The following is a 20,062-nucleotide window of genomic DNA, read 5'->3' on the forward strand; positions in this document are numbered from 1 at the left end:
TTTTCGTGGGTGAGCAAGTTTTTTCGCGCGCCTGCGCGATTCATTCTATTTCGGCTCACCGCCGAAATAGCTGAATCGCTTCTTTAGGCGGCGGCGCGCGGTCGAGCTTTGTCCCGCCTAAAACAGCCCTCGGGCCGGGCAGGCCCCACGTCCCGTGGACGGGAAATGCTTACGCATTTCAACTACTAGCCTCTACCCCGTTCTTTGTTCGCGCGCCCTGGGAAATCTAGTCAAAACTCGCTTGCGTGTTTTGACGATTTTCCTATTTAAGCGTCGACGTGCGTCTATCCTACGGGAGGAGACTGCCCTCAGGCCCCACTTAGTAAAGCAGAGATCACCCTAAACAAAATACCCTATGGGTGCGTAGACGGGAAATGCTTACGCATTTCCACTATCAGTCGCAGCCCAATCCTTGATTTGGGTACAAAAAAGCCTTCCCCTGCTGACACAGAAGAAGGCTCGAAAATGATAAAAGGAGAGAATAATTCCGAATCAGTGTGCGAACTCTGCGAAGAAGTCGTTCCCCTTGTCGTCCACGATGATGAATGCCGGGAAATCTTCGACATAAATCTTCCGCACCGCTTCCATCCCCAACTCCGGGAAGTCCACCACCTCCACCGACTTGATGCTGTTCTTCGCCAGCACCGCCGCCGGGCCGCCGATCGAACCTAAGTAGAAACCGCCATGCTTCTTGCAGGCATCGGTCACCGCCTTGCTGCGATTTCCCTTGGCCACCATCACCATCGAACCGCCGTGATCCTGGAGCAGATCCACGTAGGGGTCCATCCGCCCCGCCGTCGTCGGCCCGAACGAGCCCGAAGCCATGCCGTTCGGAGTCTTGGCCGGCCCTGCGTAGTAAATCGGATGGTTCTTGAAGTATTCCGGCATCGGTTTGCCCTCGTCCAGCATCTGTTTGATCCGGGCGTGCGCAATGTCCCGCGCCACGATCAGCGTCCCCTTGATATTCAGGCGCGTCTTGATCGGATATTTGGTCAGTTCCGCCCGCACGGCGTTCATCCCCTTGTCGAGGTCGATCTCCACCGCCGGAGTCAAGCCCGGCGCCTCTTTCGGCAGGAAGCGGGCCGGATTCTTTTCCAGTTGTTCGAGGAAGATACCCTCTTCCGTAATCTTCGCCTTGATATTGCGGTCGGCCGAGCAGCTCACCCCGATTCCCACCGGACAGGAAGCGGCATGCCGCGGCAGCCGGATCACCCGCACGTCGTGTACCAGATACTTGCCGCCGAACTGTGCCCCCACGCCAGACTCCTGGCAGATTTTCTTGATTTTCTCTTCCCATTCGAGGTCGCGGAACGCACGCCCCCCCTCGTTCCCCGTGGTGGGCAGGTGGTCGTAGTAGTGCGCCGAAGCCTTTTTCACCGTAGCGAGGTTGGCCTCCGCCGACGTCCCCCCGATCACCACCGCCAGGTGGTACGGCGGGCAGGCCGATGTCCCGAGATCCTTGATTTTGTCCTTGATGAATTGCGTCAGCGACGCTTCGTTGAGCAGCGCCTTGGTCTGCTGGTAGAGGAAGGTTTTATTCGCAGAACCCCCGCCCTTGGTCAGGAAGAGGAACTTGTAGGCCATCCCCTGTTCGGCATAGAGGTCGATCTGGGCCGGCAGGTTGGTCGCGCTGTTTTTCTCTTCGGTCATCGTGAAAGGCACGACCTGCGAGTAGCGCAGGTTGCAGTCCCGATAAGTCTCGTAAATCCCTTTCGAGAGCCACTCCGCGTCGTTCGCACCCGTATAGACATCCTCGCCTTTCTTCCCGATCACGATCGCCGTTCCGGTGTCCTGACAGGTCGGCAGTTCGCCCTCCGCCGACACCGCCTGGTTCAGGAGCATGGTGTAGGCCACGAACTTGTCGTTATCGCTCGCCTCGGGATCCTTCAGGATGTCGGCCAGCTGTTGCAGGTGCGAAGCGCGCAGGAAAAACGAAACGTCGCGGAACGCCTCCCGCGCCAGCAGGTTCAGCCCTTCCGGTTCGACGCGGAGTATCCGGCGACCGCCGCAGGTTTCGACACGGACATACTCTTTGGTCAGGAGACGGTATTCGGTGGTGTCTTCCGACATCGGAAACGGTTCCTGATAGTTGAATTCTGACATGGTGATCGAGTTATAAGTTGGTAAGCACTGAGGACAAAGTTACTGTTTTTTCCGTAACAGTGCATCGGGTGCCTGCCCCTTTTCTAACTCGTTTTCGAACCCGGCTGCCGGTCGTCGCGCCCGATTTCGTCGACGTCGAGTCCCGACGGCCGCTGGAACATCCGCAGGCCGAACAACGGCAGGCAGGCCATCACGTACTCCATCGTCGAACGTCGCACGGTGTCGTAGGCGTACTCGCTCTCGGTGTTGCGGGTGAAGGCGTAGACCTCGAAGACGAGCCCCGTCTCGGTCACTTCGGTCAGGTAGCGGGCGAAGGTCAGCAGCCGAGGGTTCAGCTGCGGATGGCGGAAGAGCCAGACCTCCATGTGGGCCCGGAATAGGGCCAGGTTGGTCAGGTAGTGCGGACTGCTCGAACGGGCCAGCTCGATGGCGGCCTGAGATTCGGACTGGGTGAGCGGGTCGGCGGCGATCCGTTGCAGCAGGGCGTCGTCGGCCCGGGCGATCGAGGTGACGTCCAGACGGAACCGACAGGTGAACCGCCGGCCGGTGCTCTGCTCCATGCACCGCCAGTTGATGAAGGACTCCGAAACCATCGAATAGATCGGAATCGTCGTGACGGTGTTGTCCCAGTTCTGGACTTTCACCGAGTTGAGGTTGATGTCGAGCACGACGCCGTTGGCCTGTTTGCCGGGCATCTCGATCCAGTCGCCCGGGCGGAGCATGTCCTGTGCCGCCAGCTGGATCGAGGCGACGAAGTCGAGCAGCGTATCCCGGAAGATCAGCGAAAGGACGGCCGCGGCGGCTCCCAGTCCGACGAAGAGCCGGGCGGGGCTCTCCTGCAACAGGGCGGCGACGATCAGGATGGCGACGATGAAGGCGACGAGGATTTTGCCCACCTGGACATACCCTTTGATCGAGCGCAGCTGTGCTTCGGGCCGCCGCTGGTAGAGGTCGTTGAGGGCGTCGAGCAGTGAAAAGCAGACGAGCATCACGGTGAAAAAAACGGCGCAACGGGTGGCGATCCGTACCGTTTCGTTCAGCCCGGGGGTGAAGCCGCTGAAAAAGGTGTTGATGCTGAACAGGATGACTCCGAGCGGTATCAGGTAGAGCGCGCGGCGGTAGAATTTGCGTTGGAAGAGGATGCCGACGAGGGCGCGGCGGGAGTGTTTGGCCCACCGCCGGATAAAGGTGAGTCCGAGACGGAGCAGCACCCGGTCGATGAACCAGACGGTGAGGGCCAGGCCTGCGCAAACGACCACGAAGGCGAGCGCGTCGCACCACCAGGGCGAGAGTCCCAGACCGGCGAGCCATTGGCTGAAGTCTTGCACGACCCAGAATTTCGCGGTCGGAGCGTGCTGTGTCGCTTCGGCCAGCCGGGCCGACCACGCCGTGGTGTCTGCGGCGACCGTGTCGGCTCTGAGCAGCGGCCCGATGAAGGGTATGTCGGTCAAGAGGTGCATTTCGATCAAACTGGAGATGGCGTTTCCGCAGCCTCCGAAAGAGGCGGCCGTTTATGGAACGAATGTCGTGCAAAAGATGTGCCCCAACGGTTTTCCGGGTACAAAATCGATCTTTCCGCTGCAAAAAAAGAGGAGCGTCTCTCCGGTTTTCACCGAAGAGACGCTCTTTATGGAGGACTCGGCCGCAACGAGGCGGCAGGTCCCGGACTCGACGATGCGAGTCTCCGAATTATTTAGCCGCAGCGGTCGAGTCGCAAACTGCGGTCGAATCGCAGCAAGCTGCGCTGTCCACAGCTACTGAATCTACGACGATCGTTTCGCTCATTTCAACGACAGCGGTGGTGTCAGTGTTGTTCGAGTTGGCAGCACCGTTGCCGCAAGCTACGAAACCGGCAGCCAAAGCGGCTACGCAAGCGAATTGGAAAATTTTTTTCATGACAAGTATGTGTGTTAGTGATGTTAAAACCGGTGCAAAGGTATACCTTTTTCTGAAAAATGATACTGCGAAACGAAATTTTTTGTAAAATATAAAGCGGTTGATTCTCAAGGAGTGAGCCTGCGAGACGATGGAATGTCCGTTGCGGCGGGGGTTACGACGCTTCGGCAGGGGGAGCGAAATGGGGGTGCGGGCCTGCGAACAAAAGCGTATCTTTGTCGGGTCGAACCGAAAATGCAGGTTATGAGCGCTCCGAAATATCGTCTCGCCGGGGAGCCGGGCGAGGGAAAATTCTATATCGAGACCTATGGCTGTCAGATGAACCAGAGCGACAGCGAGGTGGTGGTGGCCGTGATGCAGGAGGCGGGTTTCGTCTACACCGATTCGCTGGACGAGGCGGATGTGGTGCTGGTCAACACGTGTGCGATCCGCGACAATGCGGAACAGCGCATCTGGGGCCGGCTGGCCGAGTTCCGCGGGGTGAAACGCCGCCGGCCGTGGATGTTGGTGGGCATTATCGGCTGCATGGCTGAACGGCTCAAGGATCGGCTTATCGAACAGGAGAAGGCGGTGGACATCGTGGTGGGGCCGGACGGCTATCGTTCGCTGCCGGGGCTGGTGCGGCAGGCGGCGGGGGGGACGAAGGCGGTGAATGTGCTGCTCTCGCGCGAGGAGACCTATGCCGAGATCAGCCCGGTGCGGCTGGATAAGAACGGGGTGACGGCTTTTGTCAGCATTATGCGGGGGTGTAATAATATGTGTTCGTATTGTGTGGTGCCGTACACGCGGGGGGTGGAGCGGAGCCGCGATGCGGAGACGATTCTGGCGGAGGTGCGCGATCTGTTCGGGCGGGGGTATCGCGAGGTGACGCTCCTGGGGCAGAACGTCAATTCGTATAATTATAACGATGTGAATTTCGCGGGGCTGCTGGCGCGGGTGGCCGAGGTGTCGCCGCTGCTGCGGGTACGGTTTTCGACGTCGCACCCGAAGGATTTCTCGGACGAGCTGATCGAAACGATGGCGCGGTATCCGAATATCTGTCGGGCGATCCACCTGCCGGCCCAGTCGGGCTCGTCGCGGATGCTGGAGCTGATGAACCGCCGCTATACGCGGGAGTGGTATCTGGATCGGATCGCGGCGATTCGGCGCATGCTGCCGGAGTGCTCGATCTCGACCGACCTGATTGCGGGCTTCTGTACCGAGACGCAGGAGGATCACGAGGCGACGCTGTCGCTGATGCGCGAGGCAGGCTATGCTTTCGCTTATATGTTCAAGTACTCGGAGCGGCCGAACACGAAGGCGCAGCGGACGATGCGGGACGATGTGCCGGAGGAGGTGAAGACGGCGCGCCTGACGGAGATCATCAACTTGCAGAACGAGTTGTCGCTGGCTTCGAACCGGGCGGAGGTGGGGCGGCATGTCGAGGTGTTGGTCGAGGGCCGTTCGAAGCGGTCGGCGGACGAGGTCTACGGGCGGACGTCGCAGAATAAGGTGGTGATTCTGCCGCGGATGAATTTCCTGCCGGGCGATTACGTGCAGGCGTTGATTACGGATTGTTCGTCGGCGACGCTGATCGGCGTGCCGCTCGGATAGGGTGTTCGCTGGTCGGGAACCGGCCGGCTCAGAGCATGGCGATGCGGAGAATCAGTTCACGGAGCAGTTCGCCGTCGCCTGCCGAGCCGGCGTTCATCCCTTTCGATTTCATGTCGAACTCGCGTAACCAGCCCAGGATAGTAAATACTTTGGCATTGGAGTAGTTGGCGGCAGCGCTGATGTATTCTTTGGCGAAAAACGGGGCGGGCAGTTTCAGCAGCTTGGCGACCTCCATCTCCGACAAGCCGGTCATCGCCGGTCGCCCTTGTTTGCGGTTTTCCCACTGGGCGATCCCGAGGGTCACGATGCGTTGGAAGTGGTGGAACAGGGTGGAGAGCGTCGCGGGCAGCGGATTGTCTTTCGGATTGGCTGCGAAGTGGTCGGCGATGGTCAGGGCTCGGGCCATGTTCCGTTCCGAGAGGGCCCGTGTCAGTTCGAAATTGTTGTAATCTTTGCTGATGCCGATGTTCTGTTCGATGTGGGCGGCCGTAATCTCCTGCGTTCCGTCCGGCAGCCGGGTGAAGAGCTTTTCGACTTCGTTGTCGATCTTTTGCAGCTCTGTCCCTAAGTGGTCTGCCAGCATTTGAATCGCTTTCGGCTCGATGCGGCATCCTCTTGCGGCGAAGAGGTCGCGCATCCATCCCTCCATCTCATAATCCCGCGGCGTGGAGGCCTCTAAAACTACGGCTCCGGGGCAGCCGGCGAGTTGTTTGTAGACCACCGACCGTTTGTCGAAACTCTTCCCTTTATAGCAAATCACCAGCACGGTACTGGCCAGCGGCTGTTGGGCATACACGCCCAGTGTGTCGAAATTGCGCATGGCCTGCGCTTCGCGCACGATCACGACCTGTCGCTGGCTCATCATCGGATAGCGGCGGCAAAGCGATACGACGGTCGGCCCGTCGGTCTCCTTGCCGTAGACGACCGTCTGGTTGAACTCGCGTTCGCTGTCGTTCAGCGCGTGGGCGGCGATGTAGGCCGAAATCTTGTCGGTATAGAATCCCTCCTCGCCGCTCAGCAGGTAGAGCGGCGCATACCGGCCTTGTTTTAGCTCGGCCAGAATCCGACCGGCCGCTTGTTGGGTGTCTCTGAAATTTTGTTTGGCCATATCTTCCCCCAAAGATAACGTTTTCGGGCGGTCGGATGAAAACAAAAATCCCTTTTCGTTCACAGGAACGAAAAGGGATTCCGATAATGGAATATCGAAGAAGGAATAACAGTCTACTGTGCCGCCTCAGCTCCATCCGCGGTCGGCAACGCTGCCGGCGCCCCCGAAGAGAGGTCGAGGTTCTGGATCGGCGATGCCTGATTCTCGATCGCCTGCTGCAAGGCGTCGTTGCTCCGCGAGATATCCGCCCGCGGCATGGCCATCGTAGCCGCCAAGCTGAGCACGACGATCGCCACCGAAAGCCCCCAAGTCAGTTTTTCGAGGAAGTCGGCCGTTTGGCGTACCCCCATCACCTGGTTCGAAGCTCCGAAGTTGGCTGCCATCCCGCTCTTGGGATTCTGAGCCAGCACCGTCAGAATAATCAGGAAGCTGGCGATAATAATCAGGACAATGAAAAAAACGTACATAGTCGTGTATGTGAAATGCGTGTGAATGTATGGTGGTCGTCGTTCGCGTTCCGGATATGCGCCCCGGCGTCCGGCGTCAAAAGTAGGCTCCGGTTCCGCCTCCGAAATCGCCGTTTTCTGCCCGGATCTCTGCAATCAGGTCTGCAAAGTAAGCGTTTTTTTCCGGATATTTCAAGCCTAATTTGTAATAAATTTCGATGGCTCGATCCGGAAGTCCTTGAGCCAGATAGATTTGGGCCAATATTTCGGTGGCGATTTCGCCGTCTTCGGCCACCGAGGAGACCGAAATGTCTACCGGCTCTTCCACCGCACCCGGCACGGGAGGCTCTGCCACGATCCGCGAGCCCCAGCCCTCGGTACTCAGAAAATCGTCGATAATGGCGTCCGTCTCCGACTGCATCGGCTGGTGCACCGATTCGAATCCCGTTTCGAACGTGTCGTGGTGATGTGTATCTTCCCCCTGTACGGTCGCCGCTTCCCATGTCGCATTCGTCACCGGAGCCAGCAACAGGGTGGGATAAGGATGGATGAAGAGCCGCACGTCTGTCCGCCGCAAAGCCCGGTGGTAGCCGGCGGGATCGACTCCCCGCAGCGAGCGCAGCTGCATGTACCGCCCCAGGGTGAACCACGGATAGCTTTTCACGAGGTCGTCCAGACGCGCCGATACGCCCGGTTGTTCCAACAGGGTGTAGTCGTCGAGGTAGGCTCCGATCGGTTCGTCCATAGCGGTTTTTGGGGGTGGCAAAAAGGTGATTACCAGTTGGATAAAGCTTCGTTGAAGATGTCGTCCACCAGTTTTTCGACGATCTGCGGAATCAGCGTCCCTTCGGCCTGTGTCAGCAGGATATTGGTGTTGTAGTCTTCGTAGTTGCTGAAGGTCTTTTCGAAGCTGTACTGCGGCTCTTTTTTGTTGACGAATTTGACGCGGACGGTAATCGTGAGCCGGTTCTGCGTGGCGTATTCGTTCCCGGAGATCGAAACGGGGTCGGAGCTGTAGCCGATGATTTCGCCCGAGAAGGCGAGGTCGCCGTCTTCGCGCACTACTTGCAGCCGGGTCTGGCTGGCCAGTTTGCTGGTGAGTTCGTCGGTCAGGGTCGGGCTCAGAATCGGTGCGACCATGGCGGCCATGTTGGTGAAATAGGCGACCGATACGGTTTTGCTCAAATTATAGTTGACCGATGCGCCCGAGAAGGAGTATTTCACGGAGCATCCGCCTGCGGTGAGCAGTACCGCTACGCAGGTGGCGAGTGTATATGTCAACGTCCGTAAACGTCTCATGTTCGTGTGGTTATTCATTCGCAATGTCTTTGTCCTGTATCCCGAGCTCTTTGATTTTCCGATACAGGGTGCGTTCGGAGATGAAGAGTTCCCGGGCGGCTTCTTTGCGTTTTCCGCGGTGTTTCCGCAGGGCGCGGATCAGCATCTCGCGTTGGGCCTCTTCTTTGGTCTGCGGCGCGCTGTCGACTGTTGCGGTCGACGTGTCGGTCACCTCCTCTGCTGCGGTTTCAATATAGGGGTTCTCCGACGTAGCCGGGGTGTAGAGTGTCGGCGTTGCCGTATATTTGACGGGCAGTGCCGTCCCGTAGCCGGATGTCGTACCGCTGCCGTGTTGTGCCGCTGCGAGCTCGGCCACCATCCCCTTGAGCTCCGACACTTCGCCCCGCAGGTCGAACAGCAGTTTGTACAGGATATCCCGCTCTGTGGTGTTGGCGAATTCGCTTCCGCTGCCGTGTCCGGTCGGCCCCACGGGCATCAGACTCCCGGGTGTCGAGTAGTCGGGCAGGTAACGCAGCAGGGTCTCTGGTCCGATCTCGCGACGTTCTTCGATGGCGGATATCTGTTCGGCGACGTTCTTGAGTTGTCGCACGTTCCCGGGCCAGCGGTATTCTTCCAGCATCTCTCGGGCCCGGGTGTCCAGCGTGACGGGCGGAATGTGGTATTGGGTCGCGATGTCGGAGGCGAATTTCCTGAACAGCAGGTGGATGTCTCCTTTCCGATCTCGCAACGGAGGCACGGCGATGGGCACGGTATTGAGCCGGTAGTAGAGGTCTTCGCGGAACCGTCCCGCTTCGACGGCGAGCCGCAGGTTGACATTCGTGGCGGCGACGACTCGCACGTTGGTCTTCTGGGCTTTGGACGATCCGACGCGGATGAATTCGCCGCTCTGCAAGACGCGCAACAGCCGTACCTGAGTGGTCAATGGCAGTTCGCCGACTTCGTCCAGAAAAATGGTCCCGCCGTCTGCCACTTCGAAATATCCTTTCCGGCTGTCGGTGGCGCCGGTGAAGGAGCCTTTCTCGTGTCCGAAGAGTTCGCTGTCGATCGTCCCTTCGGGAATGGCGCCGCAGTTGACGGCGATATAATTGCCGTGTTTCCGCGCGCTGTAGGCGTGGATGATCTGTGGAAAAAACTCTTTCCCCACGCCGCTCTCGCCGCTGATGAGCACGGTCAGGTCGGTGGGAGCCACGCGAAGGGCGACTTCCAAGGCCCGGTTCAGGGCGGCGGTGTTCCCAATAATCCCGAATCGCTGTTTTACGCTCTGAAGTTCCATAGTCGGTCACACAAAGATACGGCTTATTTTCATTTCGACGATGATGACTGCTGCCGATTGGCACAATTCTTGAACGCTTTTTTGATACCTTTATTATTGCTTAGGAGGGTACTGTTCTTTTTGTGAACAAAAAGAACCAAAAAAACTTCAGAGCGCATCCCTTCGGGATGCTCTGGCCGTGTCTGCCCGATTGGTTGGGCTGGATTTTCTGGTGTGGCGCGCTATTATGTGACGAAATACCTTTAGGCGCGCCCACCGGAAAAATCCCAGCCCAACGAAACAAGGCGGAGAGAACACGTGGTCGGCCCAACGTGACGACCTCTGCAAAAGTCTTTTGGGTACCTTTTCTTCAGAAAAGGTACGGTTCTATCCGGGGCAAAAAAAACGTACAAAAATTGTTCATTAAAAATTATACTGTTATGCAAACACTTTTCATGGATCGCCTGCAACGTTCGCGCGTGGCAGTGAAAAACTGGTGGCTGCTGCTCCTGCTCGGGATTGCGGTGTTCGTCATCGGAATCATTATTTTCACCTATCCCGGTGTGAGCTATTTGGCGATGTCGGTTACTTTCGCCGTACTGATTCTGGTGGCGGGGGCGATCAATATCGCGTTGGCCGCTTCGAACACCAATCCGGCGATCGGACGCGGATGGCTGTGGGCCGGAGGGATTGTCGAACTCTTGATCGGGATCGTGCTGGTGTGCTATCCGGCTATCTCGGCGGCCACGTTGCCGCTGTTCCTCGGCTTTTGGCTGATGTTCCGGAGTTTCGGGCTGATCGGCTCGGGGAGCGACCTGATGTCGATGCGGGTGCCGGGCGGCGGATGGACGGTCTTCGTCGGGGTGTTGCTGCTGATCTGTTCGGTGGTGATTCTGGCTCAACCGCTCTTTTTCGGGATCGAAGCGGTCGTTATCTGGGTCGGCATCTCGTTCCTGATGGCGGGGATCTCGATGGGTGTCTTTGCGTTCCAACTCCGCAACCTGCACAAGCATTTCGACCGGTAGGATGCCGGTAAGCATTACGAAAGAGGGGTGTACCTGCTCGCAGGTACACCCCTCTTTTTCTTTAGCCGTCCGGATTATTCCGAAATCCGTCGTGCACCGTCCGAAATCACTACCGGATAGACCTTGCAGTCGATTCCGTATTTTGTCTTGTATTTCGTCCGAACCGTGTCGATAAAGGCATCGTATTTCGGCGCCGGCACCACGTTGATCGTGCAGCCGCCGAAACCGCCGCCCATAATCCGCGATCCGGTCACTCCGCACTCCTTGGCCACTTCGTTGAGGAAGTCGAGCTCTTCGCACGAAACTTCGTACAGAACCGACATGCCGATATGCGTGCCGTACATCTTCCGCCCCACGGTCTCGTAATCTCCCGCTTCAAGAGCGGCGCAGGCGTCCAAAAGCCGTTTGACTTCGTCGATCGCATACTTTGCCCGGATGTAGTCTTCCTGAGAAATAATTCCGATCACTTCGTCGAGCCACTCCGGCTGCGCATCGCGCAGGAATTCGACGCCCGGATGCCGCTGCTGGATCGCCTGCACGGCCCGTTCGCAGGACTCCCGCCGCTTGTTGTACGGCGATCCGACCAGTTCGTGTTTCACGCACGAGTCAATCAGCACCACTTTGTATCCATGCGCCTCGGGATCGAACGGCACGTATTGGAATTCGCCGGTCTTGCAGTCGAGCCGCATCAGGTGTCCCGCTTTCCCGTGGATCGAGGCGAATTGATCCATGATGCCGCACTTCACGCCCACATAATTGTGTTCGGTAGCCTGTCCGACCTTGGCCAGCTCCATCGGCGGGAAGCCGAGGTTCAGCATGTCGTTCAGGGCGAAGGCATAGGTAGACTCCAGCGCCGCCGAAGAGGACATTCCCGCCCCCAGCGGCACATCTCCCGAGAAGACCGTATCGAACCCTTTAATAGTCCCCCCGCGTTTGGTCAGCTCCCGGCAGACGCCGAAGATGTACTTGGCCCACTGTTCTTTCGGTGCGTCGGCTTCGCTCAACCCGAATTCGGAACTTTCGCCCAAATCCAAAGCATAAGCCCGCACTTTGTCCGTCCCGTTGAAGATGATTTCGGCGACCATCCCTTTGTCCACCGCCCCCGGGAGCACGAAACCGCCGTTGTAGTCGGTGTGTTCTCCGATGAGGTTGACCCGTCCGGGAGAGGTGTATACGGCACCCGAGGTGCCGTATAACTCTTTGAATTTTTCGCGTACTTTGGTGATATCCATAGCTATAACTCTCGTATAAGGGTTATTCCGCGATCATGTCCTGTTTCCGAATCCGGCTCCCGAGCAAAGCGTAGTAGAGCAGGTAGGCTTCGCCGAGAATGACGATGATCCAGGTAGCCGCCCACGATCCGGTCGCGTCGGCAATCATCCCCTGCAACAGCGGCAGTACGCCGCCGCCCAGCACGCCGATCATCAATGCCCCCGAACCTGCCGAGGTGTATTTGCCCAGCCCTTTGACCGCCAGTGCGAAGGTCGACGGCCACATTACCGAGTGGAACAGGCCGACAGCCACAAGCAGCCACAGGCAATCGGTCAGCATCCCTCCGATCACGAGCAAGCCTGCCGCAACGGAAGTTACGATCAACTGCGTGCGTGCCGGCACTTTGCTCAGGGCCGACCCGATGAGCCGCCCGACGAGCATTCCACCCCAATAGAGCGAACCCATCGTCGCTGCCAGTTCGATCCAGCTCGCATCCGAGTTGGCGTGCATCACGAGGTTCGCTCCCACGCAAACTTCGACTCCGACGTAAATGAAGATCGCTACGACCCCGAGTACCAGATGGCGGAATGACCAGATGCTGCGTTCGAGCTTTTCTCCCCCTTCGGCGGTGGTATTCGCGATGTTCGGCAATTGGAGTTTCGTAATCAGGAAAGCGACGGCAAGAATCACCACGATGAATGCAAGGAACGGTACGATCAGGCTGTCGAGTTTGATATCCGCAGCGGCCACTCCGCCGAAGATGATCCCGCCGACGAAGAACGGTGCGAGGGTAGTCCCGATCGAGTTGGAAGCGCCCCCGATGTTCTGCCGCTGCACGTCGCTGGTTCCCTTGACATTACAAGCGATCAAATACGGATTAATCACCACCTGCATAATCGTAACCCCGGCTCCCACGACATATGCGCCGATCAGGAAGAGGAAGTAGGCGTACGGAATCGAAGATTCGCCGAAAACGATCGACGCGCCGTTCGAATACTTCTGAAGCAGCACCGATGCTTCGAAAATCGCGCAGCCGGCAGCCACCACCATCAAGGCCCGCACCATGGTGTTCTTATACCCGTGCTTGTTGACGAGCCGGGCTCCGATCCCTCCGGTGAGGGGGTAGGAGAGGAACCAGGCGAAGGTGACCATCACGGCCAGGGTGTTCTGAATGCCGCCCACGTTGCTGAGCAGGGCGCTCTGCAACGGGCTCTGGAACTGCTGGTTCACGACGGTGAGGAAACCGACGATGAAGAACAGAAAGACCATCGTAATGAACGGCCCCGTGTAGTTGATTTGTGTTTGTTGATTGTTCGTCATAACGATTTGTTTGGGTTTATTTTTGAGTTTCAGTTATTTCGTTCCGAAGCGGTAGACGATATGCTGTTCATAAGTTTCTCCGGATTTTAAGACTACGCTCGGGAAGTCTTCCCGATTAGGCGAGTCGGGAAAGGCCTGGCATTCCATGGCGACCCCGTCCCGGTCTGCATAAAAATGGCCTGTGGTTTTCGATTCCGGCGAACCCGCGAGCCAGTTCCCGGTGTAGATCTGTATCCCCGGTTGTGTCGTAGCCACTTCGACGAACCGTCCCGAATCCGGCGAATAGAGTTCCGCCACTGTTTTTTTTCCATCCGCCAAGCCGGGATCGATCACCCAGCAGTGGTCGTATCCTTTCCCCCAGATCAACTGCTGAAACGGCTCGTCGATCCGTTCCCCGATCGCATGAGGCGTCCGGAAATCCATCGGTGTTCCCTCGACCTGCGCCGGTGCCTGCCCTGCCGGCAGCGGAATGGCTGTGTCGTCCGTCGGCAGGTAGCGCGAGGCATGCAGCATAAGCTCATGGTTCACTATGGAGCCTTTGTCGTGTCCGTTGAGGTTGAAATAGACGTGGTTGGTGAGGTTTACAATCGTAGCCTTCCCTTCAACCTTGGCGTAGTAGGTGATCTCCAGTCGGTTGTCGTCGTCCCAGTCATAACATGCTTCGACGTACAAATCCCCGGGGTACCCCTCTTCGCCGTCTGCGGAGTGGTAGCCGAACACAACCCGGTTCCCTTCGACCCGCCCTTCCCACAATCTGTTGGCAAATCCGGTCGGCCCGCCGTGCAGGTGGTTCGGCCCGTTGTTGACAGCCAATTTATAGGTCTTATCCTCCAGTGTAAATGTTCCTTTGGCGATCCGGTTGGCGTACCGTCCGACGCTCTTCCCCATGGCAGGGCCGTCGGCGACGTAAGATTGCCATTTGTCATATCCCAATGTGACGTCGGCCATCTGTCCCTCCCGGTCGGGCACGGTGATCCCCACGATGGCGGCTCCGTAATTGGTGAGCTGCACGCTCGCTCCGTTGCCGTTGGTCATCGTATAAAGCACCACGGGCTCTCCGCCTCCCTCGCCGTCTGCCGAGGCCGGGGTGAAACCCCATACCTGTTGTGTAATCTCGTTCATTCTGTATATGCTTTTCTGTTCTTTGCCCCGGCTGGAACCGTACCTTTTGACTTCGTCTTCCTCGTGCTACCTCGGCAAATCTCGCAAGCGGTCTCTGCTCTCGGTACGCTACTCGGTTCTGAAGAAAAGGTACCCAAAAGACTTTTGCAGAGGTCGTCCCGGTGGGACGACCACGGGTTCTCTCCGCCTTGTTCGTTGGACTGTGATTTTCAGGCGTGGCGCGCGTGGGGTTCTCGCCCATTATTAGCGCGCCCGCCGAAAATCCAGCCCAACCAATCGGGCAGACACGGCCAGAGCATCCCGCAGGGATGCGCTCTGAAGTTTTTCTGGTTCTCTTTGTTCACAACCGACGCTGCCAGCGAGAGCAATGCAAACATAGTTTGCAAATTGCCGAGCGGCGAGGAGGAAAACGAGCGGAGCGAAGTTAAAAAGAACAGTACCCTCCTACACAAAGAGCGAAACGATTATTTACCCCACAAATTCCGCGGATAGACCCCCGCCTCGATCAAATCGAGCACCCGCTGTACCGTCGCCGGCCGATCCTCTTTGTACGTCACCCCGAACCAGTCGCTCGTCGTGTGCAACACCTTCAACTTCGCCACCCGTTCCGACACCAGTTTGTTCACCAGCAGCGGGATGAAGAACTCCGCCTTCAGATTCCCCGATTGCAGAGCGTCATCGAGGAATTTGCGGAAAAATTCCGTCGAATGCCGGAAATAGTCCGGCGTGAAGCCGAACAGGTTCATTGAAACCGGCGTATTTTCCGCCAGCGGATGCCGCGAGCCGTCGTCGTCGATGTAGACGATATTTCCCCCTTCGTCGAGTGGCTGTCGCACGATTTTCGTCCGTTCCACGATAGATTCCAGATACCCCTTCCCGTCGATCGTGCACACCCCGCGTGACACCGTCCCGTTTTCCGACAACGTTTTGCACACCTCGTATCCCACCATCGCGTATTCACCCTCCGAACCCTCCGGCAGAGCCGCCAGATAGGCCCCCATCTGTGCGATCGCGTCCTGTCCGTAGAAGTCGTCGGCGTTGATCACCGCGAACGGCTCGCCGATCACCGCTCCGCCCATCATCAGAGCGTGGTTTGTCCCCCAAGGCTTTTCGCGGCCCTCCGGCACGGCGTATCCCACCGGCAAACCTGAGTTCAGCTCCTGAAATACATATTCCACCTGAATCTTTCCTCCGAACCGTTCCGCGCTGAAAACTTCCTTGAACTCAGCTCCGAAGCTGCTGCGGATGACGAAAACGACCTTCCCGAAGCCCGCCCGGATGGCGTCGTACACAGAGTAGTCGATGATCGCCTCCTTGTTCGGCCCGATGCCGTCCATCTGTTTGAGCGATCCGTAGCGGGAGCCCATGCCGGCTGCAAGTACTAAAAGTGTGGGTTTCATATCTTTTGACAAATTTGATCCTTTCGGGTTGTTGCTACAAATATACTATTTCCTCTTAATTATCCATCCGCCCGATTGCAAATCGTTTTCGGATTTCGGCCGACCGGAGCTGCGGACGAGCGGCCAGCTCCGTAATGTACAAAACAAACGAAAAACCGGTCGCCCGGAATCGATGGAAAAAGCCTATCTTTGCACTACGCTTAAACTCGTCTATGAAACTCAAAGATATCGTCGGCTATCTGCGCGAGCGGAACAAACTTTCGCTGCGGAACGTCCGAACCGGACGCGAGATTTGGCACGTTTTCATCAGCCGCATCAGTCTGGTGCTCGCGGCGGTGGCGCTGCTGCTCGTCCTGTTTTTCGCCGTGCTGGCCACCGTGGCCTATACGCCGGTGCTCGACCTGATTCCGGGTTATCCCGGGAGCAAATCGCGCGAGGCGCTGATCGCTAACATCATGAAACTCGACTCCCTCTCCGCCGAGGTGGGGCGGTGGGAGAACTATCACGGGCGACTGGCCAAGATTCTGGACGGGCAGGTCTTGTCGCTCGATGCGGGCGACACGTTGCGGCGACAGGGGGTGAAGGGGACGGTTTCGGCGCGCATCGGGCTCGACTCGGTGTTGCGTGCGGAGATGACCGACGAAGGGTCGTCTTATCGCCTGCGCGAGAGCGGCGAGAATCGATCCCGGTCGGAGGTGACGTTCGAGATGCTGCCGCCGGTCAAGGGGGTGATTACCCGGTCGTTCTCGCCCAAGAACGGGATGTTCGGCGTGGAGATCGCTCCGGCGCCCAACCAGGTCGTGCTGGCGGTGTTGGACGGCGCGGTGATTCTCGATGCCTGGAATCCGGAGACGGGGAATATCGTCGTGGTGCAGCACGGGGGGAATATGGTCTCGGTCTATAAACAGGTCGCTAAGGCGATGAAATCCACCGGCGAGCATATCCGGGCGGGCGAGCCGGTGGCGGTGACCGACCGGCTGATCGACAACAAGATTCCGCACCTGACTTTCGAGCTGTGGTACAACGGAACGCCGGTGGATCCGGAAAACTATATCGCATTTTAAGTGGCAGCCGTGGAGGATAACAGGAAAGAGACGCGGCGTCAGCGGCTGGCGGTGCTCGGGTCGACCGGCTCGATCGGGACGCAGACGCTGGAGGTGGTGCGGGCCTGGCCGGAGCTCTTCGAGGTCGAGATGCTGGCTGCCCATCGGAATTGGGAACTGCTGGCCCGGCAGGCGGAGGAGTTCGAACCCGATGCCGTGGTGATTGCCGACGAACGGTATTATGAGCCGCTCTCGGCCGCTTTGGCACACTTGCCGATCAAGGTCTATGCGGGGGCGGAGGCGGCAGCGGCTTCGGTGGTGTCGTCGGGGGTGGATACGGTGGTCTCGGCGATGGTGGGATTTGCGGGGCTGGCGCCGACGCTGGCGGCGATTCGGGCGGGGAAGAAGATCGCGCTGGCCAATAAGGAGACTCTGGTGGTGGCGGGCGGATTGGTGATGGAGGAGGCCAGACGGTGTCAGGCGCCGATTATTCCGGTGGATTCGGAACACTCGGCCATTTTCCAATGTCTGGTGGGTGAGGCGGCACAGTCAGTGAAGCGGCTGGTGCTGACTGCGTCGGGCGGGGCATTTCGGGATACTCCGTTGTCGGCATTGTCCCGGATGACGGCGGCGGATGCCCTGAAGCATCCGTGCTGGGAGATGGGGCGGAAAATTACGGTGGATTGTGCCACGATGATGAACAAAGGGTTCGAGGTGATCGAGGCGCGGTGGCTGTTCGACCTGCCGGGGGATCGGATCGACGTGGTGGTCCATCCGCAGTCGGTGGTGCATTCGTTCGTCGAGTTCGACGACGGGGCTTTCAAGGCGCAGCTGGGGGTGCCGGATATGCGGCTGCCGATCCAGTATGCGTTGACTTTTCCGTATCGGTTGTCTGTGGAAGGGGCGGTGGCTTTCGAACCGGCGTTGTGCGGTGGGCTGACTTTCGATGCGCCGGACGGGGAGAAATATCCGGCTTTGGGGTTGGCTTACGAGGTGTTGGAGGGACGGTACGGCGAGGGGGGAGGGTGTGTGATGAATGCGGCCAACGAGGTGGCGGTGGCGGAGTTTCTGGAGGGAAGTATCCGGTTTACGGATATATATAAGGTGGTTCGGCGGGCGCTGGAGGCATCGGTTTCGGGCGGGGGCTTATGTCCGGAGGGGCCTGTGCGGACGTTGGAAAGTTACGAGGCGTGCGATGCCCGGGTGAGGGATTATGTCCGGCGGGAGTTGCTGCCGGAATTTGTCATAAAAGGATAATCGAAAAAATAAGGTTCTATACGCATGGAGGTTTTCATCAAGGTATGTCAGGTGATCGTCTGCTTTTCGCTGTTGGTGTTGGTGCACGAGTTCGGTCACTTTCTTTTTGCCAAGATTTTTCACGCACGGGTCGATAAATTCTACCTCTTTTTCAATCCGTGGTTCTCGATTTTCAAGTTCCGCATCGGCGAGACGGAGTACGGGATGGGATGGGTGCCGTTCGGGGGCTATTGCAAAATTGCGGGGATGGTGGACGAGTCGATGGACACCGACCAGCTCAAAAGCGAACCTCAACCGTGGGAATATCGGTCGAAACCGGCGTGGCAGCGGCTGCTGATTATCGTGGGCGGGGTACTGATGAATATCGTGCTGGCGATCGGGATCTATATCGGGATTACGTATGCCTGGGGGGATTCTTATATCAAGACGAAAGATGTGACCGACGGTTTCGCCTTCAGCGAGGTGGCCCAGGAGGTGGGGTTCCGCAACGGAGACAAGATTCTTTCGGTGGGGGGAGAATATGTGGATAACTACATGCAGGTGCCGGCGATGATTCTGCTGGACGAGGCGCGCGAGGTGACTGTCGAACGCGATGGCGATCCGGTGCAGGTGGTGATCGATCCGAAGCACATCAAGGCGATGCTCAAGGATAAGGAGTTCATTATGTTGCGGTCGCCGTTCGTGGTGGGGCGCGTGGCGACGGGCAGCGGGGCTGAGGCGGCGGGTCTGGCGGCGGGAGACTCGCTGGTGGCGGTCGACGGGGTGCCGATGCGGTGGTTCGACCAGTTCCGCGACACGTTTATGCAGCACAAGGGAGATACGCTTCAGGTGGCGTTCTTGCGTGGCGGCGAACGGATGACGGCGGCGGTGCCGGTCAGCGATGCGGGACAGATCGGTGTGGGGCTGGGGGCGGTTTCGGTGACGGATGTCTATACGGTGAGCACGCGGCGGTACTCGTTCTGGGAGTCGATACCGGTCGGGACGGGGCGGGCGTTCACTTCGATCGGAAGTTATCTCAAACAGTTGAAACTTATCGCTTCGCCGGATACGGAGGCATATAAGTCGGTAGGGGGGATTATCGCGATGGGGAATATCTTTCCGGGCTATTGGGACTGGGCGTCGTTCTGGCAGATTACGGCTCTGATCTCGATTATGCTGGCGGTGTTGAATATCCTGCCGATTCCGATGCTGGACGGGGGGCATATGGTTTTCATCCTGTACGAGATGATTACGGGCCGTGCGCCGAGCGATAAGTTTATGGAGCGGGCGCAGGTGGTGGGGATGATCATCGTCTTCGGCATCATTATTCTGGCCAATGGTAATGATATTCTCAAACTGATATTTAAGTAGTCGCTTTTTGAGGGGACGGGTTCGTCTTTAATGATTAGGGGGCAAGGCGGCCTCTTAATCCGCGCGCGGACAAAGAACGGGGCGAGGAATTGGGCCGAGGCTGCCAGTGGAAATGCGCAGCATTTCCCGTCCACGGGACGTGGGGCCCGCGCGGCCCGAGCGCAGTACCCTCCCGTAGGACGACGCGCGCCCCGCCTGAAGAAGCGATTCAGCTATTTCCGGCGGTGAGCCGAATATAGATGAATCGTGCAGGCGCGCGAAAAATTTCGATCTCACGCAAAAATCCGTCGCCCGCCCGCGTAAAAGAGGGATTTCACTCATTTTGCGAGAGCAAAATCGAGATGAAATCCCAGCGGGCGACGATAAACGCGGCGGAGCGCAAGCGGAGCCGCAGTGAGGCGGACACGGGGCAGAGAATTGGGCCGTGCTTTTGCCAAGCTTTGGGGCCGAGAGCGAATAGCTAAGTCCCCGTGGCAACGGTCGGCCCGCAGCCCCCGGATGCGGGCCGAAATACTCTGCTTGCGCTTCGTATTCGTTCTCCGCTGGCTGCGGCCGAAAACAAATTGGCCGTGCTTTTGCAACTTGACGGAGCTCGCTGCTGCTCTCCGCTGGCTGCGAACTTAGGTTAAGAACGAA

17 protein-coding genes are annotated in these 20,062 nt (G+C 58.3%); 5 read left to right on the forward strand and 12 right to left on the reverse strand.

What is annotated here, in order from left to right; translation table 11 throughout:
• Positions 1-492: 492 nt before the first annotated feature.
• From ACTO3O_RS06460 to ACTO3O_RS06470, 3 genes are all read right to left on the reverse strand, one after another.
• Positions 493-2,103: a fumarate hydratase gene (locus ACTO3O_RS06460; protein ID WP_297831815.1), complete on the reverse strand. Its 1,611-nt coding sequence runs from the start codon at positions 2,101-2,103 to the stop codon at positions 493-495.
• Positions 2,104-2,186: 83 nt separating this feature from the next.
• Positions 2,187-3,563, reverse strand: a complete 1,377-nt coding sequence (locus ACTO3O_RS06465) for a mechanosensitive ion channel family protein (protein ID WP_297626898.1) — start codon at positions 3,561-3,563, stop codon at positions 2,187-2,189.
• 229 nt (positions 3,564-3,792) lie between these two features.
• Positions 3,793-3,999 (reverse strand): hypothetical protein, encoded by a 207-nt coding sequence (locus ACTO3O_RS06470; RefSeq protein WP_297831821.1) that lies wholly within the window; start codon positions 3,997-3,999, stop codon positions 3,793-3,795.
• A 243-nt stretch (positions 4,000-4,242) separates the two neighbouring features.
• Here ACTO3O_RS06470 and miaB point away from each other — a divergent pair, with 243 nt between their 5' ends.
• Positions 4,243-5,592: a tRNA (N6-isopentenyl adenosine(37)-C2)-methylthiotransferase MiaB gene (miaB, locus tag ACTO3O_RS06475; protein ID WP_294591920.1), complete on the forward strand. Its 1,350-nt coding sequence runs from the start codon at positions 4,243-4,245 to the stop codon at positions 5,590-5,592.
• A gap of 28 nt (positions 5,593-5,620) precedes the next feature.
• On the opposite strand, the gene holA is transcribed toward miaB, so the two are convergent.
• The 5 genes from holA to ACTO3O_RS06500 form a co-directional block, all read right to left on the reverse strand.
• Positions 5,621-6,700 carry a DNA polymerase III subunit delta gene (holA, locus tag ACTO3O_RS06480; protein ID WP_297831826.1) on the reverse strand — a complete coding sequence of 360 codons (1,080 nt, stop codon included), beginning with the start codon at positions 6,698-6,700 and terminating at the stop codon, positions 5,621-5,623.
• 113 nt (positions 6,701-6,813) lie between these two features.
• Positions 6,814-7,167, reverse strand: a complete 354-nt coding sequence (secG, locus tag ACTO3O_RS06485) for a preprotein translocase subunit SecG (protein ID WP_297626733.1) — start codon at positions 7,165-7,167, stop codon at positions 6,814-6,816.
• Between the two features lie 76 nt (positions 7,168-7,243).
• Positions 7,244-7,891: a hypothetical protein gene (locus tag ACTO3O_RS06490; RefSeq protein WP_297831829.1), complete on the reverse strand. Its 648-nt coding sequence runs from the start codon at positions 7,889-7,891 to the stop codon at positions 7,244-7,246.
• Positions 7,892-7,920: 29 nt separating this feature from the next.
• A complete protein-coding gene (locus ACTO3O_RS06495) occupies positions 7,921-8,445 on the reverse strand; it encodes an LptE family protein (RefSeq protein ID WP_294591912.1) in 525 nt (174 codons plus the stop codon).
• Between the two features lie 10 nt (positions 8,446-8,455).
• Positions 8,456-9,718 carry a sigma-54 interaction domain-containing protein gene (locus tag ACTO3O_RS06500; protein ID WP_294591910.1) on the reverse strand — a complete coding sequence of 421 codons (1,263 nt, stop codon included), beginning with the start codon at positions 9,716-9,718 and terminating at the stop codon, positions 8,456-8,458.
• A 419-nt stretch (positions 9,719-10,137) separates the two neighbouring features.
• On the opposite strand from ACTO3O_RS06500, the gene ACTO3O_RS06505 reads away from it, so the two are divergent.
• On the forward strand, positions 10,138-10,722 hold the full coding sequence (locus ACTO3O_RS06505) for an HdeD family acid-resistance protein (protein WP_294591908.1): 585 nt from the start codon (positions 10,138-10,140) through the stop codon (positions 10,720-10,722).
• A 74-nt stretch (positions 10,723-10,796) separates the two neighbouring features.
• Here ACTO3O_RS06505 and galK read toward each other — a convergent pair whose 3' ends face one another.
• The 4 genes from galK to ACTO3O_RS06525 form a co-directional block, all read right to left on the reverse strand.
• On the reverse strand, positions 10,797-11,954 hold the full coding sequence (gene galK, locus ACTO3O_RS06510) for a galactokinase (protein WP_297832676.1): 1,158 nt from the start codon (positions 11,952-11,954) through the stop codon (positions 10,797-10,799).
• A gap of 22 nt (positions 11,955-11,976) precedes the next feature.
• Positions 11,977-13,254 carry an MFS transporter gene (locus tag ACTO3O_RS06515; protein ID WP_297832674.1) on the reverse strand — a complete coding sequence of 426 codons (1,278 nt, stop codon included), beginning with the start codon at positions 13,252-13,254 and terminating at the stop codon, positions 11,977-11,979.
• 33 nt (positions 13,255-13,287) lie between these two features.
• Positions 13,288-14,376 carry an aldose epimerase family protein gene (locus ACTO3O_RS06520; protein ID WP_297832672.1) on the reverse strand — a complete coding sequence of 363 codons (1,089 nt, stop codon included), beginning with the start codon at positions 14,374-14,376 and terminating at the stop codon, positions 13,288-13,290.
• Between the two features lie 464 nt (positions 14,377-14,840).
• Positions 14,841-15,776 carry a nucleotidyltransferase family protein gene (locus tag ACTO3O_RS06525; RefSeq protein ID WP_297831719.1) on the reverse strand — a complete coding sequence of 312 codons (936 nt, stop codon included), beginning with the start codon at positions 15,774-15,776 and terminating at the stop codon, positions 14,841-14,843.
• A gap of 212 nt (positions 15,777-15,988) precedes the next feature.
• On the opposite strand from ACTO3O_RS06525, the gene ACTO3O_RS06530 reads away from it, so the two are divergent.
• From ACTO3O_RS06530 to rseP, 3 genes are read left to right on the forward strand one after another with little or no spacing between them, the layout of a single operon-like run.
• Positions 15,989-16,840, forward strand: a complete 852-nt coding sequence (locus ACTO3O_RS06530) for a murein hydrolase activator EnvC family protein (RefSeq protein WP_294591898.1) — start codon at positions 15,989-15,991, stop codon at positions 16,838-16,840.
• Entirely contained in the window at positions 16,841-18,076 is a 1,236-nt protein-coding gene (gene dxr / locus ACTO3O_RS06535) for a 1-deoxy-D-xylulose-5-phosphate reductoisomerase (RefSeq protein WP_298080613.1), read from the forward strand.
• A gap of 24 nt (positions 18,077-18,100) precedes the next feature.
• Positions 18,101-19,426 (forward strand): RIP metalloprotease RseP, encoded by a 1,326-nt coding sequence (gene rseP, locus ACTO3O_RS06540; protein WP_297831728.1) that lies wholly within the window; start codon positions 18,101-18,103, stop codon positions 19,424-19,426.
• Positions 19,427-20,062 lie beyond the last annotated feature (636 nt).

It is taken from the genome of Rikenella sp., assembly GCF_056799795.1.